We start from the raw sequence: 16,719 nt of genomic DNA, 5'->3' as shown, positions 1-16,719 counted from the left end.
CCACCTTTGCCGGAACCCGTTTGTTCGCCCTTCCCCGCAAACCGCTATTTGTCACACTTTCGGTTTTTTACTTTCATAACTGAACCCACCTGTACATTTTCTTGACAGGAGAATTGTCTTACTTCATAAATGTACCGTACTGTACGGTTTAATGAAAAAGTAAACCGACATCCCGCTGCATTTTTTCATAAGAAGGTAAGACGTATGTCTGCGTTAACAAACAGCTATCTGCTGGCAGCTTTGATTTCTTTAGGTTTACTAACGGGGTGCGCGAGTACCCAGCCTGTGCCCTACACCGGGGTCACTTCTTCTTCCCGGATGAAACCTGACACGCAGGATGAATCCGGGCATATCGCTTTCAGCTACAACACGCCGGTCGACTGGAATAAATATTCCCGCGCCATTGTGGATCCGGTGGTGATTTATCAGGGAGCGGATGCCCAGTTTGATGACGTTTCTCCTGAACAAAAACAACAACTGGCGGCGCATATGCAGCAGGTCTTCGGCAAAAGCGTGGCGGAACGGTTCCCGCTGACCAACGCCATCACGCCGGGAACCTTGCGCATTCGCCTGACGCTGACCGGCGCGGAAACCAGTACGCCGTTTGTTGGCACGTTCACCCGCTTTGACCTGATGGGCGGGCCGTACAACATCGTGCAGTCAATCCGCGGCAAACAAGGATCGTTTACCGGCTCGGTGAGTTATGCGGTGGAAATCTACGATGCGCCGACCAATCAGTTGCTCAAATCCTATATTTCCCGCCAGTACCCGAACTCGCTGAACATCGGGGCGACTTTTGGCGCGCTGAGTGCGGCAGAAACCGGGCTGGAGAAAGGGGCGGATCAGTTGCAGGAACAGCTGAAATAACCGGCTGAATCAGAAAGGGCTCATGATGAAAATCTATCCGCAGCACATCATCTGCAAACACTGCGACAGCCTGTATACCCGAAAATCCGTGCGGCCCGGCGAGGCCGCATACTGCCCGCGCTGCCGGGCGGTGTTGTATCGGGGAAGCTGGCTGAGTCTGGAACAATGGTTCGCGCTCACCCTCACGGCGGCGCTGTTTTTTATCATCGCCAATGTTTTTCCGGTGCTGGAAATCGGCTTCCACGGCCAGTCGCAGGCGGCCACGCTATGGCAAACCGCGATGGCGCTGGCACACAGCTATGCGTCGCCGCTGGCGATCCCGGTGGCGTTGCTGATGATTGTCTGCCCGTGTTTGCAAATTTTGCTGCTCGGCTGGGTGTTATTTCACGCGTGCAGGAAAAAAGCCGCGCCCGGTTTTGCCTCCGCCATGCGTTTGCTCGCAGGGCTGGCACCGTGGAGCATGGCGGAAGTCGCGCTGCTGAGTATCCTGATTGCTGCTATCAAACTCTCCGGTCTGGTTGAAATCACCACCGGCCCCGGTACCTGGGCATTGCTCGGTTTATGTCTGCTGTTACCCGTGATCAATCATCAGGATTTCCAGCCGTTATGGACACTCAAAACCCTCCGCGGCTACCGCCCGTGATGCCCGTACAGGCGTTACCGCAGGGGCTCGTCCGCTGCCACGTTTGCGGGCTGGTCTGCGAGCATATTTCCGGCGTTCATCGTTTGCCGTGCCCGCGCTGTCATGCGGCGCTGCACCCGCGCCAGCCCGACAGCCGCAGCCAGTCATGGGCGTTTTTGCTGACCGCCCTGCTGTTGTATTTACCCGCCAATTTACTGCCGGTGATGTACAGCTCATTGGCCGGTCACGGCGGTGAAAATACCATTCCGGGCGGAATTGCAGAATTCTGGGCGTCCGGTTCATACGGCGTCGCCACCGTCATTTTTATCGCCAGCGTGGTCGTGCCCTGCGCCAAATTCCTGATCCTCGGCGGGCTGTTGCTTGCCGCCGGAAAAGGCCAGGCCAGGAGCCGCGTTCGCCGCACACGGATGTACCGCCTGACGGAATATATCGGTTACTGGTCGATGCTCGACGTCATGGTCGTGGCACTGGTCGCCGCACTGGTGCAGTTCCCCGGTTTCAGCAGTGCGGAACCGCGCATCGGCATTGTCTTTTTTGGTGCCGTGGTGATTTTTACCCTGCTTGCCGCCATGAAGTTCGACCCGCGTTTGATTTGGGAAAATAACAAGAATGAGTGAACACGTTTCTCCGGCACCTGAAATCACGCCGCGCCGCTGGCGTCCGTCGCTGGTCTGGCTGGTACCTGCCGCCGCTGCGGTAATCGGGCTGTTTTTGTTTTTTCAAATGTGGGCCTCCGCCGGGCCGGAGATTTCGATCACGTTCCAGACCGCAAGCGGATTACAGGCCGGAAAAACCGAGGTGAAATACAAAGACGTCACCGTCGGATTGGTGAAATCCATCACGCTGAGCCCGGACAGCCGGCGCGTACTCGTGACAGTGTCACTGATGAAGAATGCCGAAAACCTGGCGAAAGCCGATACCCGCTTCTGGGTGGTGCGTCCGCACGTCGGTATGGGCGGCGTTTCGGGCATCGACACGCTGCTTTCCGGCGCGTATATCAGCCTGGATAGCGGCACATCCGGCAGAACCGGTTCAGTTTTTCAGGGGCTGGAATCGCCACCGGCGGTCATCAACGGTATGCCCGGCAGGCAGTTTGAAGTGGTTGCGGGCGATCTCGGTTCGCTGGATATCGGTTCCGCCGTCTATTACCGCCGCGTGCCCGTGGGCCGGGTGTCGTCCTACGCGCTGCGCCCTGACGGCAAAGGCGTCAGCCTTAACGTCTTTATCGACGCACCCTATGACCGTTTCGTCACCTCTGCCACGCGGTTCTGGAATGCCAGCGGGCTGGATTTATCGCTCGATTCCGAAGGGTTACAGCTGAAAACGCAGACCATGGCGTCGGTTATTGCCGGCGGCATTGCCTTTGCTAATCCACCAGACGCCGCTCCCGCCGCCACACCTTCCCCCGATCACAGCGTTTTTACGCTGGCCGACGATCAGGCGTCCGCTATGGCACCGCAGGACGGCACGCCGCAAATCCTTCAGCTGCGTTTCCAGCAATCGTTACGCGGAATGAAAACCGGCGCGCCGGTGGAATTCTCCAGCGTAAAACTCGGTAAAGTGACCGCCATCGATCTGGATTACGAGCCAGCCGGTTCACGGTTTATTTCGGTGGTGACGATTGAGGTATACCCGAACCGGCTCGGTCAGGTGCTGGAGAAACTGCCAAAGCCAGAAAAAGATGCCCGGAAACAGGCCGCCGTTTTCCTGCGGGATATGGTCAGACATGGCCTTCGCGCACAGGCGCGCACCGGGAATTTACTGACCGGCCAGTTGTATATTTCGCTCGATTTTATTCCGAACGCCGCGCCAGTTTCTTACGATATCAATGCGCGGCCGCTGCGCATTCCGACGCTGAATGGCGGATTTGATCACCTTCAGGAACAGCTCGCCACGCTCATCGGCAAGGTATCGAAAATGCCCATTGAGTCGATTGGCAATAATCTCAACGCCACGCTGGGCAATCTCAACCAGACGCTGATTCAGGTGAACAGCCAGGTTCTGCCGCAAACCACGCAGACGCTCAGCACGATGAATCAGACCCTGACCCGCGCCCAGTTATTGCTGGCGGAGGATTCGCCGCTGCTGCAAACGCTGGCTGAATTCCAGCGCACGCTGTATTCGCTGCGCACCCTGACCGGCCTGTTAACGCGCCAGCCGCAGGCGCTGCTGACCGGCAGACAGAATGACAAAAAGGAACAGCCATGAAACTTGCCCGAACTGCTTACGCGACGCTTACCCTGCTGGTTTTAACCGGCTGTGCGTCTTCCGCTCCGCACTATTACACGCTGACCACTGCCGCCGGTCCCGCCCCCGCGGCTGCCAGCGCCGCGCCTTTTGTCATCCGCTTGAAACCGGTGAACGTGGCGGAGCGGCTCAATCAGCCGCAGCTGATGGTCCATCAGCGCAACGGCGAACTGCTGATGTCGGATAATGCACTCTGGGCCGCGCCGCTGCCCGAGGAAATTCGGGCGGCGCTGACCGCCCGGCTTGAGCGTTCGCTGAAGACGACGGACATCCGCAGTCTGATGCCACCGGCGGGCAAACCGGTGATCGGTATCCGCGTGTCGGTGGAACAGTTTGATGTCTGGCAAGGTGAGAAAGCGACGATAGCCGCCTCCTGGCAGCTGGATCCCGGACAAGACAGCGGGCAACTCACCTGCCAGACACAACATCAGCGCGCCATAAATGGCGGCATGCAGGAGCAGGTGATGATCCGGCAGAAGCTGGTGCAGGACGTGGCGGATGACATCGCTTTCTCCGTGCTTCAGCGCCGCTGCGGCTGACTTTTTCGCAATGCTTACAGTGTAAAACCGGCCTGAGTCACATTATTTTTCAACATTCTCTAAATCAATAAGTTAGCGATATTGAATAACGTTAAGTTTTGTCAATACGAGGAAAACCGTCGTGAAAATCTGACTTCAAAAATCAGTTAAAACATAAACTTAACGTAATCCATACACTACCTTTTGCCCCAAGAACTATCTTGACCCTGAAACTGCACAAGATATATCTTGAGACCCTCCGGTTCATGGCAGAAGGCACAACCGATGACAAACTCAGGGCCCGCCGCCCGCCGCAAAAGCAAGCTGTTCACGCGTCAGGAACTGACGTTATTTGTGCTGCATCTTATTCAGATCAACCCGGCGCACGGTTATGAAATCATTAAAACCATCGAAGGCTATTCGATGGGCGCGTACATCCCCAGCCCCGGCGTGATTTACCCCATTTTAACGCTGATTGTCGAAGAGGGTTTCGCCACCGCCACCGACATTGAAGGCGGTAAAAAGCAGTTCACCATGACGCCTGACGGTTCGGCATTTCTGGCGCTCAAACGTAAAGAAATTCGCGTTATTGAAGAAAAAATGAAAACGCTGGTGATTAAAAACAATCCCCCGCCTGCGCCTGAACTGATTTATGCCATAGAGAATTTAAAAATCACGGTACGGGCTAAATCGTATAACGGAGAAGTCACACCGGAGAAATACGCTCAAATAATTGAATACGTCAATGAGGCGACACGAAAGATCAACGAACTTTAAACTTTCCTGACCTTATTTAAATAAACCCGACGTTATCCCCGCTGCTTTATTCCAATAAGCCGCGAGGGATCCCTTTTGCCTTTTTTATTTCTTTATTATTTACGGACACCAAAATGCCATCCAGATTTTTGCCATTATTCATTATCCTGGGGCTGAGCGGCTGTGATAATTCGCAGACCGTTCAGCAATCTGCTTCTCCCGTCGACGTCGGCGTTGTCACGCTGAAAGCACAATCTTTTAATCTGGTCAGCGAATTAACCGGGCGCACCACTGCCACGTTAACCGCCGATGTGCGTCCGCAGGTCGGCGGTATTATTCAGAAACGCTTATTCACCGAAGGCGACATGGTCAAAGCCGGTCAGGCGTTATACCAGATTGATCCGTCTTCCTATAAAGCCACCTACGATCAGGCCGCCGCTGCGCTGAAAAGTGCCAAAGCGCTGGTGATTTCCGATTGCCAGAAAGCCAAACGCTACGCCGTGCTGGTGAAGGAACAGGGCGTGTCGCAGCAGGACGCCGAAGACGCGCAGTCAGCCTGTGCGGAAGATCGCGCCAGCGTTGATGAAAAAGCGGCGGCGCTGGAAACGGCAAAAATTAATCTCGACTGGACGCGCGTGACATCGCCGATTGCGGGCCGGATTGGCATTTCATCCGTCACGCCGGGCGCTCTGGTCTCTGCCGCGCAGGACACCGCGCTGGCCACCGTCCGTAATCTCGACTCCATGTATGTGGATCTCACCCGTTCCAGCGCGGATCTACTCAGCCTGCGCAAACGCGCGCTGGCGACCAACAGTGACACCTTAAACGTGACGCTGACGCTGGAAGACGGTTCGGTGTATCCCGAAAAAGGCCGTCTGGAGCTGACCGAAGTGGCTGTCGATGAAGCCACCGGCTCCGTGACGCTGCGCGCCGTGTTCCCCAACCCGAAACACGTTTTGCTGCCGGGGATGTTTATCCGCGCTGACGTCGATGAAGGCGTGGTCGAAAACGCCATTCTCGCACCGCAACAGGGCATCACCCGCGATGCAAAAGGCGATGCCACCGCACGGGTCGTCACCGCAGAAAACAAAGTCGAGCAACGTGATGTCGTGACCGGCGACGCCAGCGGCACAAACTGGCTGATCCTTAAAGGCTTACAGGCAGGCGACCGCGTGCTGGTGGAAGGCAGCGACAAAGTCTCAACCGGCGACACCGTCAAACCGGTGGAAGTAAATAACGACGCCACCGCAGCCCAAAGCACAGAAGGAGCCGCCTGATGTTTTCCCGCTTCTTCGTACGTCGCCCGGTTTTTGCCTGGGTGATTTCCATTTTGATCATGATGGCCGGGGTCATGGCGATCCGCACGCTGCCGGTCGCGCAGTACCCGGACGTCGCGCCGCCTTCCGTTAAAATCCAGGCGACGTATTCCGGCGCATCCGCAGAAACGCTGGAAAACAGCGTCACGCAGGTCATCGAACAGCAGCTGACCGGCCTGGATAATCTGCTCTATTTCAGCTCCAGCAGCAGTTCTGACGGCTCCGTGGATATCACGGTGACGTTCAAACAGGGCACCAACGCGGATACCGCGCAGGTTCAGGTGCAGAACAAAGTGCAGCAGGCCGAATCGCGCCTGCCGACGGAAGTGCAGACCGCAGGCGTGACCGTCACAAAATCGCAGTCCAACTTCCTGCTGATCATGGCGGTGTATGACAAAACCGACAAAGCCACCAGCTCGGACATCGCCGACTGGCTGGTGAGTAACATGCAGGATCCGCTGGCGCGCGTCAGCGGCGTTGGCAGTTTGCAGGTGTTCGGGGCGGAATACGCCATGCGCATCTGGATGGACCCGACCAAACTGGCGGCTTACGACCTGATGCCCTCAGACGTTCAGACTGCGATTGAAGCGCAAAACGTACAGATTTCTGCCGGTAAAATCGGCGGTTTGCCGTCTTCAAGTACTCAGCAACTGACTGCCACCGTGCGTGCGCAGTCGCGCCTGCAAACGCCGGAACAGTTCCGCAATATCATCGTGAAAGGCAATACCGGCGGCGCGATTGTCCGCATCAGCGACGTCGCGCGCGTTGAAATGGGCAGTGAAGATTACACCGCAACCTCTCAGCTGAACGGCCATCCTGCCGCAGGCATGGCAGTCATGTTGTCGCCGGGTGCCAATGCGCTCGACACCGCCACGCTGGTGAAAAATACCCTCAGCGAATACCAGCGCAGCATGCCGAAGGGCTATGACATCGCGTATCCGAAAGACAGCACCGAATTCATTAAAGTGTCGGTGCAGGACGTGATTAAAACGCTGGTCGAAGCCATCCTGCTGGTGATCGTGGTGATGTATTTGTTTATGCAGAATCTGCGCGCCACGCTCATTCCTGCGCTGGCGGTGCCGGTGGTGTTGCTCGGGACGTTCGGCGTTCTGGCGTTATTCGGCTATTCGATCAACACCCTGACGCTGTTTGCGATGGTGCTCGCGATCGGTTTGCTGGTGGATGACGCCATTGTGGTGGTGGAAAACGTCGAGCGGATCATGCGCGACGAAGGGCTTTCTGCCCGCGATGCCACCGAGAAATCGATGGGTGAAATCTCCGGCGCGCTGGTGGCGATTGCTTTGGTGCTCTCCGCCGTTTTCCTGCCGATGGCCTTTTTCGGCGGCTCAACCGGCGTGATTTACCGCCAGTTCTCGGTCACGATTATCTCCGCGATGGCGCTTTCTGTTGTGGTCGCGCTGACCCTGACACCCGCGCTGTGCGGCGCTTTCCTGCGCCATAAACCGCAATCGACCACCGGTTTCTTTGGCGGCTTCAACCGCCTGTATTCCCGCACTGAGCATCGCTATGAAAATGGCGTCACGCACGTTCAGCGTCGCCCGGTCGCGATGGTGTTGATTTACGGTGCGATGGCGGCGCTGATGGGCTTGCTGATGTGGCAACTGCCGACCAGCTTCCTGCCGTCCGAAGATCAGGGCGAGATTATGGTGCAGTACACCCTGCCGGCGGGCGCTACGGCGAACCGCACCGAAGCGGTGAACTCCCGCGTCACCCAGTGGTTTATGGATAAAGAAAAAGACAACACTAACGTCATTTTCACCATCACCGGCTTTAACTTCAGCGGCAGCGGCCAGAACGCCGGGATGGCCTTCGTCTCCCTTAAAAACTGGGACGACCGCCCCGGCACGGCCAACACCGCGCAGTCTGTCGCCGGACGCGCCATGAAAGATCTCGCGGTGATCCGCGATGCAAAAGTCATTGCCATGACACCGCCGTCGGTGGACGGTCTGGGGCAAAGCAACGGTTTCACCTTCGAGCTGATGTCAGCTGGCGGCACCAGCCGCGCAGAACTGATGAAACTGCGGACAGAACTGCTGGCAATGGCGGCGAAGAGCCCCGAGCTGCAATCGGTCCGCGCCAATGATTTACCGCAGATGCCACAGCTTCAGGTGGATATCGACAACAACAAAGCCGTGGCGCTGGGATTAACACTGAGTGACGTCACTGATACGCTGAGCAGCGCGTGGGGCGGAACCTATGTCAATGATTTCATTGACCGTGGCCGCGTAAAAGAAGTGTACATTCAGGGCGACAGCCAGTTCCGTTCCAAACCGGCTGACCTGAACAAATGGTTTGTCCGCAGCAGCGACGGCACCAGCATGACGCCGTTCTCCGCGTTCGCCACCACGCACTGGACGTATGGCCCGGAGAGTCTGGCGCGCTACAACGGTTCAACCTCCTATGAGATTCAGGGTGAAAACACCGGCGGCTACAGCTCCGGCGCGGCCATGGCAAAAATGGAAGCGCTGGCAGATAAACTCCCGGCCGGTTCCACCTGGGCCTGGAGCGGATTGTCATTGCAGGAAAAGCTGGCCAGCGGGCAGGCGCTGAGCCTCTACGGCATCTCGATTCTGGTGGTGTTTCTTTGCCTCGCCGCGCTGTACGAAAGCTGGTCTGTCCCCTTCTCCGTCATTCTGGTGATCCCGCTCGGTCTGCTTGGGGCATCCCTTGCCGCCGAACTTCGCGGCCTGAATAACGACGTCTATTTCCAGGTCGCGTTGCTGACTACCATCGGGCTCTCGTCGAAAAACGCCATCCTGATCGTTGAATTCGCCGAGGCGGCGCTCAAACAGGGCAGCACGTTAACGGCGGCGGCGCTCTCTGCGGCGCGAACCCGCCTGCGCCCTATTCTGATGACGTCACTGGCCTTTATCGCCGGGGTCATGCCGCTGGCGGTTGCCACCGGTGCGGGGGCTAACAGCCGTATCGCCATTGGTACCGGCATTATCGGCGGCACCGTGACCGCCACATTACTGGCTATTTTCTTTGTTCCGCTGTTCTTCGTTCTGGTGAAAAAAGTCTTCACCGGCCACAAAGACGCGCAGGAGTAAGCATGATGTTTCGTCTGAGTATTATTTCATTATCGTTCCTGCTGGCCGGTTGTCTTTCATTGGATCCGCACTACCAGCGCCCTGCCGCGCCGGTGCCTGCCGTCTGGCCTGCGCAGGGAACGCAGCCTGCCGCCACAACCGTGCTCACCGGCTGGCAACACATCATGACCGATTCGCGCCTCAATGCGGTGGTCGCAAAGGCGCTGACCAGTAACCGCGATATGCAGGAAGCGATTGCTGATATCGAAGCGGCAAAAGCGCTTTACGGGGAGCAGCGCGCGAGCCTGTTCCCGACGGTGGATGCGGAACTGACGCAAACCCGCAGCCGCACGCAGGATGCGGGGGTTTCCGGCACCGCCACCGCCGACGGCGCGGTGAGCAGTTTTGAGATTGATTTATTTGGCCGCAACCGCAGCCTGAGCACGGCGGCGAAAGAAACCTGGCTGGCCAGTGAGTCCACCGCGCAGAACACCCGTCTGACGCTGATTGCCGAAACCAGCACCGCGTGGGTCACGCTGGCGGCGGATAACAGCAACCTGAAACTCGCGCAGGACACGCAAAAAAGCGCGGCGGATTCACTGCGTATCACCCGGTTGCGCCAGAAAGAAGGCGTGGCTTCCGGGCCGGATGTCAGCGAATCCATGGCGGTGTACCAGTCCGCCCGCGCCAGCGTCGCCAGCTATCAGACGCTGGTTGCGCAGGACATCAACGCCCTGAATCTGCTGGTGGGGGAAACCGTGCCGCAAAACCTGCTGCCGGGCACGCTGGAAGACCTGTCGCCGGAGGCCATCGCGCTGGTGCCCGCCGGTGTTTCATCCTCCGTATTACTGCGACGCCCGGACGTGCAGGAAGCCGAACATAACCTCAAAAGCGCCAACGCGGATATCGGCGCCGCGCGGGCAAACTTCTTCCCGACGCTGTCCCTCACCGCCAGCGCAGGCGTCGGCAGCAGTTCGCTGTCGAACCTGTTCAGCCACGGCGCTAACGTCTGGTCATTCGCCCCAGGCCTGACGCTGCCGCTGTTCACCGGCGGCAGCAATACCGCGCAACTGCGGTACGCCGAAGCCGAGAAAAAAGGCCTGATCGCTGCGTATGAAAAATCCATTCAGAGCGCGTTCAAGGACGTTGCTAACGCCCTTGCCCGTCGCGCAACGCTCAGCGAACAACTGGATGCACAGCAGCAATACGTCGCCGCGTCGCAACGCAGTTATGACCTCGCGCGCCGCAGTTATGAAACCGGTGCAGGCGATTACCTGACCGTACTGACCGACCAGCGCTCGCTGTGGTCTGCACAGGCAGATCTGATTGCCTTACAGCAGACCGATTTTGAAAACCGTATCACGCTGTGGCAGTCGCTCGGTGGTGGGGTGAAATAACACGAAGAGTTTAAAGAGAGATAAAATGAATACCGCAGGGATGCGGTATTTTTTGATTGAATCGCAGAGTAGAAATAAAAAATCCCGATATTTTAAATAAAAAAAGAGGCCGTACAGGGACGGCCTCAAAGAAGGAAGAACTCCAACAATATTATAATGGCATGATGTTTTACCATAAATGGTTGCTCAATAAACATCATGCACACATTATAATTGAATCAGTATCAGTTTCTATCCTCATTGCGTCTGTATAAAGTAATAACTTTGTAAGTCGCTAATATTATCACCAGGTTTTACCAATATTAAACTGGAACTGTTCTGCGCTGTCACCCTCATATTTAACCAGTGGTTGCGCATACGAGAATACCAGCGGCCCTAAAGGCGATTGCCATTGCAATGAAATACCGCTGGAAACACGAATATGTGTCGGATCGCTGTAATCCGGAATACCTGCGGCTTCCGTCGCTGCCGTATTTTGCCATTTCGTATCCCACACCGTACCGGAATCCACAAAGAACGATGTGCGCACGGAACTGGCGTATTTCTCACTGATAAACGGCGTCGGCACGTACAGTTCTGCGCTGGCGATCGCCATCGCATTTCCGCCCACGGCGTCGCTGGATTTTTCCACCGGGCAGGTTGAATACGACGTATCCGTGGTCGCACATTTGTAATACGCCGCTTTCGGGCCGATGGTGTTGGACGAGAACCCGCGCACCGAACTGGAGCCACCCGCGTAGAAGTTATCGTAGAACGGCACGTCGTTACCGCCCAGTCCGGCGGCATAACCGGCTTTCGCGCGGCCCATCAGCACCCAGTCGGATTTGTCGCTCAGCGGAATGTAGTGGTTGGCATCAAACGTAATTTTGTAATAACTGTCGTCCGAGCCCGGTGTTGTGACCTTTGCGCTTAAGCTGGCGCGCGTGCCCGATGACGGGAAGAAGCCGCGGTTGAGATCGTTATACGCCCAGCCGACGCTGGCAAAAAAGTCGTTGGTGCGCAGTTCCGCCGTGCTGTTGCCGGAGGTCACCACGCCCGGCTGCACGCCGCTGGCGTTCAGATAGCGCCACACTGCCACCTGCGGTTCCATGTCGCTGAGCGTGCTGTGCACATAATCCAGCCCAAGATTCAGCGTATTGTCTTCACTGACCGGCAGGCCAAGATTAACGCCGGTGCCGTAGCTTTGCAGGTTGTACGCCGCCAGATCGTTATCTTCGGCGTCGTAGTGGTTGTAAAAGACTTTGCCGCCCAGACTGACGCCGTCAACCGTGTAATACGGGTTGGTCGCCGAGATTTCGACATACGTCTGGTATGAGTTTCGCGTGCCGCTAAAACTGACCGTGTTACCGCTGCCGAGCCAGTTATCCTGCGTCACGCCGAGCTGATAGCTGATGCCGCTGTCCGTGCCGTAACCCACGCCGACGTTGAATGTGCCGGTGTTACGCTCTTTGACTTTGTACACCACGTCAACCTGATCGGTGGAGCCCGGCACCGGCTGCGTATCGACATCAACTGTCTCGAAATAGCCGGTCCGGTTCAGGCGGTCTTTGCCTTTTTGCACCAGATCGTTACCCAGCCACGCGCCTTCCATCTGGCGCATTTCGCGTCGCAGCACTTCGTCTTTCGACGTGTCGTTCCCTTCAAAACGGATCCGGCGCACCGAATAACGATTTCCGGTATCCACGTTAATATGCAGTCTGACGGTTTTACCGGCGTCATTAATCTCGCTCTGCGTGGTGACGTGCGGATAAGCGTATCCGTAGCGTCCCAGCATATTTTTAATATCTCCTTCGATTTTGGTGACTTTCGCGCCGTTATATAATTCACCCGCAGGAATAGCGGTCAGCGCTTCAACCTCAGCCGAATGTCCGGCCATCGAACCGGTCAGCGTGACGCCGGAAACTTTATATTGCGCACCTTCGGTAATATTGACCGTAATATAAATGCCTTTCTTATCCGGCGTTAGGCTGACCTGCGTGGAATCCACGTTAAAACGCGCGTAACCCCGGTCGAGATAAAAACTGCGCAGGGTTTCGAGATCGCCGGACAGCTTTTGTTTTTCATATTTCTTATCGCCGATCACGTTCCACCACGGAACTTCATCACGCAGCTGGAAGTGCGCGATCAGGTCGTCATTGGTGAAGGCTTTGTTGCCCACGATATTGATTTGCTGAATTCTTGCCGATACCCCTTCGGTGAAGACCAGCTTCACATCCACGCGGTTACGCGGCAGCGGCGTCACCACCGCTTTCACACTGGCGCTGTATTTGCCGACGCTGTAGTAGAAATCTTCCAGACCGTGTTCAATCGAGGAAATGGTGGTGCGATCCAGTGCATCGCCGACGCGAACTCCGGAAGCCTCGAGGTTTTGTTTCAGCATATCGTCTTTGATGGCTTTGTTACCGGAGAAAGTAATGCTGGCGATCGTCGGCCTTTCTTTTACCTGAACAATCAGCGTGTTGCCCTCTTCCAGTACTTTCACATCGTCAAAATTTCCGGTCGCAAACAGCGAACGGATCGTCTGGCTGATATCGTCATCCGATACCGTGTCTCCCACCCTCACGGGGATACTCAGCAACGCAGCACCGACGGTCACGCGCTGCAAACCTTCGACGTGAATGTCTTTTACGACAAAACCGTCAGCCGCAAAAGCCGCCGTGCTGCTCAACAGCAGCGACGCTAAGAGTAATTTTTTCATTGTCATGTGATCCGTGCACGCCGTTTTTCAACTCACCGAATTTCCTGAAAACAAAAAAGTTTTGCTTTCAGAAGAAATAACCTCGCTAACAGACTGTGGGAAATATCCGAGGTTCATCGTGGACGTTTTGATTTTCGGAAAACGTGGGATTCTGTTACGTATTACTTACGTTATTTTCGCGAGGCGTACAGGAGGAGTTTTAATATTGATAATAAAAATCCCCTGTCCCTGCGCAGGCAACAGATCTAAAAAAACTCACAAAACCTTTTGCATCAAATTGACACATTTTGTTATGTTATCACATATCAAAAACACCACCGCGATGCACAGGTTGAAGGGAATGACTGCTGACAGGGCAAAAAATGTCGAACCGGTTCTTGAGGTTAAGGGGCTGACGCTGGAAATTGCCGGAGAACAGCGTGTCACGGATTTATGCTTTTCGGTAAGCGCGGGCGAGCGGGTTTGCCTGCTCGGCGCTTCCGGCTCGGGAAAATCGCTGACCGCGAAAACCATCACCGGCACGCCGCCTGCGGGCGCAAAGCTCAGCGGCAGCATTCGCGTAAACGGCATTGAAGTCTGTGGTAAACATCCAGTGACGCGTGGCGCGCAAAGCCGCGTGGCGACGGTATTTCAGGATCCCTCCACCGCGCTCAATCCCCTGATGACGCTCGGCAAACAGCTGAATCTCGCCCTGCCAGCGGCCAGCGCTGATGATTTCGCCAAAATGCTTGAACGGGTCGGGCTGGGTGAAATCCCAAACTTTACCGCACGGTATCCGGCAGAGCTTTCCGGCGGCCAGCGGCAGCGCTTGTGTATCGCGCTGGCGATGCAGTCGTCTTCCTCGTTGCTGGTGGCCGATGAACCCACCACCGCGCTCGACGTGCTCACACAGCAACAAGTTTTGCAGGTGATGCGTGATGCCTGTGAAAATGCACAACAACCGCGCGCGCTGTTGTTTATCACGCATGACATCGCCGTTGCCGCGCAACTTTGCGGACGGGCGCTGGTGATGGAAAACGGAAGTCTGGTGGAATCCGCCCCGATGGCGCAGCTGCTGAATAATCCGCAACACGCCTACACCAGACGGCTGGTCGCAGCAGCAAAACACAGCGCGGCGCTGCACCGGAATGCCTCCACGTTAAGCGCGGTGGCCATCGGATGAATCCTTCACTGCAACTCGTCACCGAACCGTTTTTGCATCTTCACAACGTCAGCCGGAAACTGGCCGTTCCGGGCTTTTTCTGGCAGAAAAAACAAGAATCAGCACCGCTGTTTTCACACTTATCCTTACACATTGGCCGCCACGAGCGCGTCGGGCTGGTGGGCGCTTCCGGCTGCGGAAAATCCTCACTCCTGAGAATTGTGCTGGCGATGGACGCACCGGACAGCGGCGATGTGTTTTGCGACGGAAAACCTGTCCGTCCCGGCTCTGCCCGTTCGCTGCGGGAATACCGTCAGCGGGTGCAATACATTCCGCAGGATCCGGCCAGTTCACTGCCGCCCAGTCAGAATGTCGGGCAGATTATCGCTGAGCCGCTGAAGCGTCTGGGTTTTCAGGGAGAGATAAAAACCCGCGTGACACAGGTGATGGCGCAGACCGGCCTGGCGGAAATGCTGATGCATCGCGCGGCGGGTGCGCTGTCCGGCGGTCAGGCACAGCGCGTGGCGATTGCCCGCGCACTGGCGATCCGCCCGGAATTTCTGATTGCCGATGAGTCGGTCAGCGGGCTGGATTTACCGCTGCGTGAGCAAATCAAACAGCTTTTACAACAGGTCACGCAGCAAAACGGCATGGGGCTGCTGATGGTGACGCACGATATTTCGATGGTGGCCGGGCTGTGCGAACGTCTGCTGATCATGCACGATGGCGAAATTATCGAAGACAGCCCGACGCAGGACGCGCTGCTTGCTCCGCGCCACCCGCATACCCGCCAGCTGCTGGCGGCTGTTCCTCATTTACCTTTGATCGTTAACGGATAACCCGATGTTCACCCGCTCTCAAACCCGCTCGTCTGCGCCCTGGCCTCCGCTGCTGCTGGGCAGCAATCTGGTCTTTAACATCGGTTTTTACGCCGTGGTGCCGTTTCTCGCCCTGTTTCTGCGCGATGACATGCTGCTTTCCGGCTGGGCGATCGGGCTGGTGCTCGGCCTGCGCACCTTCTCGCAGCAGGGGATGTTTTTGCTCGGCGGCGCGTTATCCGACCGCTTCGGTGCCCGGGTGGTTATCCTCTGCGGCTGCGTGGTGCGCATCGCCGGATACCTTTTGCTCGGGCTTTCCGACACGCTGACGCCGGTGATACTCGGTGCCTGCCTGACCGGCATCGGCGGCGCGCTGTTTTCGCCATCGATTGAAGCCCTGCTGGCGCAGGCAGGAACGCACAGCGAGAAAGCCGGTAAACGCAGCCGCGCCGAATGGTTTGCGCTGTCAGCCGTTTGTGCGGAACTCGGCGCAGTGCTCGGGCCGCTGCTCGGTTCACTGCTTTCCGGCTACGGCTTTCAGCCGGTGGCGCTGGCCGGTTCCGGCTTATTTATGGTTGCGCTGGTGGTGCTGTTTTTCACCCTGCCCGCCGCGCCGAAACGCACCGCCGGGCTGAAAATTGTGCCCTGGTGGGAGACCTTCCGTCAGCCGCGTTTTGTGGCATTTATCGTGGCCTACAGCGCGTATCTGTTCAGCTACAACCAGCTGTATCTGGCGCTGCCGGTGGAACTGCGTCGCTCCGGCGGCGGCGAGCAAGATCTCGGGCCGCTGTTTGTGCTGGCATCGGTTCTGGTGATCGTACTGCAAATGCCGCTGGCGCGGTTTTCCCGCCGCATGGGCGCGCAGATCATTTTGCCTGCCGGTTTTCTTCTGCTTTCTTCCGCCTTCGCCACCGTGGCGATGTTTGCCTGGACGGTGCCGCCGGAAGGCTGGCTGCGCCTGCTGCCGTCGGTCTTGCTGATCACGTTGCTGACCATCGGGCAGATGCTGATTGTGCCGGTGGGCATGGATTTAATTCCGCGTTTTGCCGGGCAGCACAATCTTGGCGCGCATTACGGGGCGCTCTCTTCGATGGGCGGTATCGCGGTACTGGCGGGAAATTTCCTGCTCGGCGGATTGCTCGATGACGCACTGGTGCCGTCGCCCGGCGCGGTGATCCCCTGGCTGGCGCTGGCCGCCGTTCCGTTTTTAAGCGCGCTGGCAATGTGGAAAATCTGCCGCCAGCTGCCTCCTCCTGCAATCTGACAAG

Annotated in this window: 13 protein-coding genes; 12 read left to right on the top strand and 1 reads right to left on the bottom strand. The window is 57.0% G+C overall.

Annotation, left to right across the window (positions count from 1 at the left end; all coding sequences use genetic code 11):
* Positions 1-204: 204 nt before the first annotated feature.
* The 9 genes from GW579_RS15900 (at position 205) to GW579_RS15860 (ending at position 10,794) form a co-directional block, all read left to right on the top strand.
* The gene (locus GW579_RS15900; protein WP_152326622.1) at positions 205-867 is read left to right on the top strand and encodes a DUF3313 domain-containing protein; all 663 of its coding nucleotides are present in this window, start codon (positions 205-207) and stop codon (positions 865-867) included.
* Positions 868-889: 22 nt separating this feature from the next.
* Positions 890-1,510: a paraquat-inducible protein A gene (locus GW579_RS15895; protein WP_338105857.1), complete on the top strand. Its 621-nt coding sequence runs from the start codon at positions 890-892 to the stop codon at positions 1,508-1,510.
* Complete coding sequence (locus tag GW579_RS15890; protein WP_165060074.1) at positions 1,474-2,127, top strand: paraquat-inducible protein A; 654 nt, start codon at positions 1,474-1,476, stop codon at positions 2,125-2,127. Before GW579_RS15895 ends, GW579_RS15890 begins: the two co-directional genes overlap by 37 nt.
* Positions 2,120-3,718 (top strand): PqiB family protein, encoded by a 1,599-nt coding sequence (locus GW579_RS15885; RefSeq protein WP_165060072.1) that lies wholly within the window; start codon positions 2,120-2,122, stop codon positions 3,716-3,718. Before GW579_RS15890 ends, GW579_RS15885 begins: the two co-directional genes overlap by 8 nt.
* On the top strand, positions 3,715-4,296 hold the full coding sequence (locus GW579_RS15880) for a PqiC family protein (RefSeq protein WP_165060069.1): 582 nt from the start codon (positions 3,715-3,717) through the stop codon (positions 4,294-4,296). The genes GW579_RS15885 and GW579_RS15880 overlap by 4 nt, the downstream gene beginning before the upstream one ends.
* A gap of 264 nt (positions 4,297-4,560) precedes the next feature.
* Positions 4,561-5,052, top strand: coding sequence for a PadR family transcriptional regulator (locus GW579_RS15875; RefSeq protein ID WP_152326626.1), 492 nt, complete (start codon positions 4,561-4,563; stop codon positions 5,050-5,052).
* Positions 5,053-5,165: 113 nt separating this feature from the next.
* Positions 5,166-6,308, top strand: a complete 1,143-nt coding sequence (locus tag GW579_RS15870) for an efflux RND transporter periplasmic adaptor subunit (protein WP_152326627.1) — start codon at positions 5,166-5,168, stop codon at positions 6,306-6,308.
* Positions 6,308-9,418 carry an efflux RND transporter permease subunit gene (locus tag GW579_RS15865; protein WP_165060066.1) on the top strand — a complete coding sequence of 1,037 codons (3,111 nt, stop codon included), beginning with the start codon at positions 6,308-6,310 and terminating at the stop codon, positions 9,416-9,418. Before GW579_RS15870 ends, GW579_RS15865 begins: the two co-directional genes overlap by 1 nt.
* Positions 9,419-9,423: 5 nt before the next feature.
* Complete coding sequence (locus tag GW579_RS15860) at positions 9,424-10,794, top strand: efflux transporter outer membrane subunit (RefSeq protein ID WP_165060554.1); 1,371 nt, start codon at positions 9,424-9,426, stop codon at positions 10,792-10,794.
* Between the two features lie 283 nt (positions 10,795-11,077).
* Here the strand turns inward: GW579_RS15860 and bamA are convergent, their stop codons facing one another.
* Positions 11,078-13,498 carry an outer membrane protein assembly factor BamA gene (gene bamA / locus GW579_RS15855; protein ID WP_165060063.1) on the bottom strand — a complete coding sequence of 807 codons (2,421 nt, stop codon included), beginning with the start codon at positions 13,496-13,498 and terminating at the stop codon, positions 11,078-11,080.
* Positions 13,499-13,832: 334 nt separating this feature from the next.
* Between bamA and GW579_RS15850 the strand changes: the two genes are divergently transcribed.
* Genes GW579_RS15850 through GW579_RS15840 form a run of 3 tightly spaced genes read left to right on the top strand, consistent with a single transcriptional unit; the run spans position 13,833 to position 16,715 of the window.
* On the top strand, positions 13,833-14,654 hold the full coding sequence (locus GW579_RS15850; RefSeq protein WP_206738946.1) for an ATP-binding cassette domain-containing protein: 822 nt from the start codon (positions 13,833-13,835) through the stop codon (positions 14,652-14,654).
* On the top strand, positions 14,651-15,472 hold the full coding sequence (locus tag GW579_RS15845) for an ABC transporter ATP-binding protein (protein WP_165060060.1): 822 nt from the start codon (positions 14,651-14,653) through the stop codon (positions 15,470-15,472). The genes GW579_RS15850 and GW579_RS15845 overlap by 4 nt, the downstream gene beginning before the upstream one ends.
* Positions 15,473-15,476: 4 nt before the next feature.
* Positions 15,477-16,715, top strand: a complete 1,239-nt coding sequence (locus tag GW579_RS15840) for an MFS transporter (protein WP_165060057.1) — start codon at positions 15,477-15,479, stop codon at positions 16,713-16,715.
* Positions 16,716-16,719: the final 4 nt, after the last annotated feature.

It is taken from the genome of Rahnella contaminans (assembly GCF_011065485.1).
Taxonomy (GTDB): Bacteria; Pseudomonadota; Gammaproteobacteria; order Enterobacterales; family Enterobacteriaceae; genus Rahnella; species Rahnella contaminans.
Note: the sequence above shows the minus strand (reverse complement) of the source record. Positions and strands in the feature narration are given on the sequence as shown.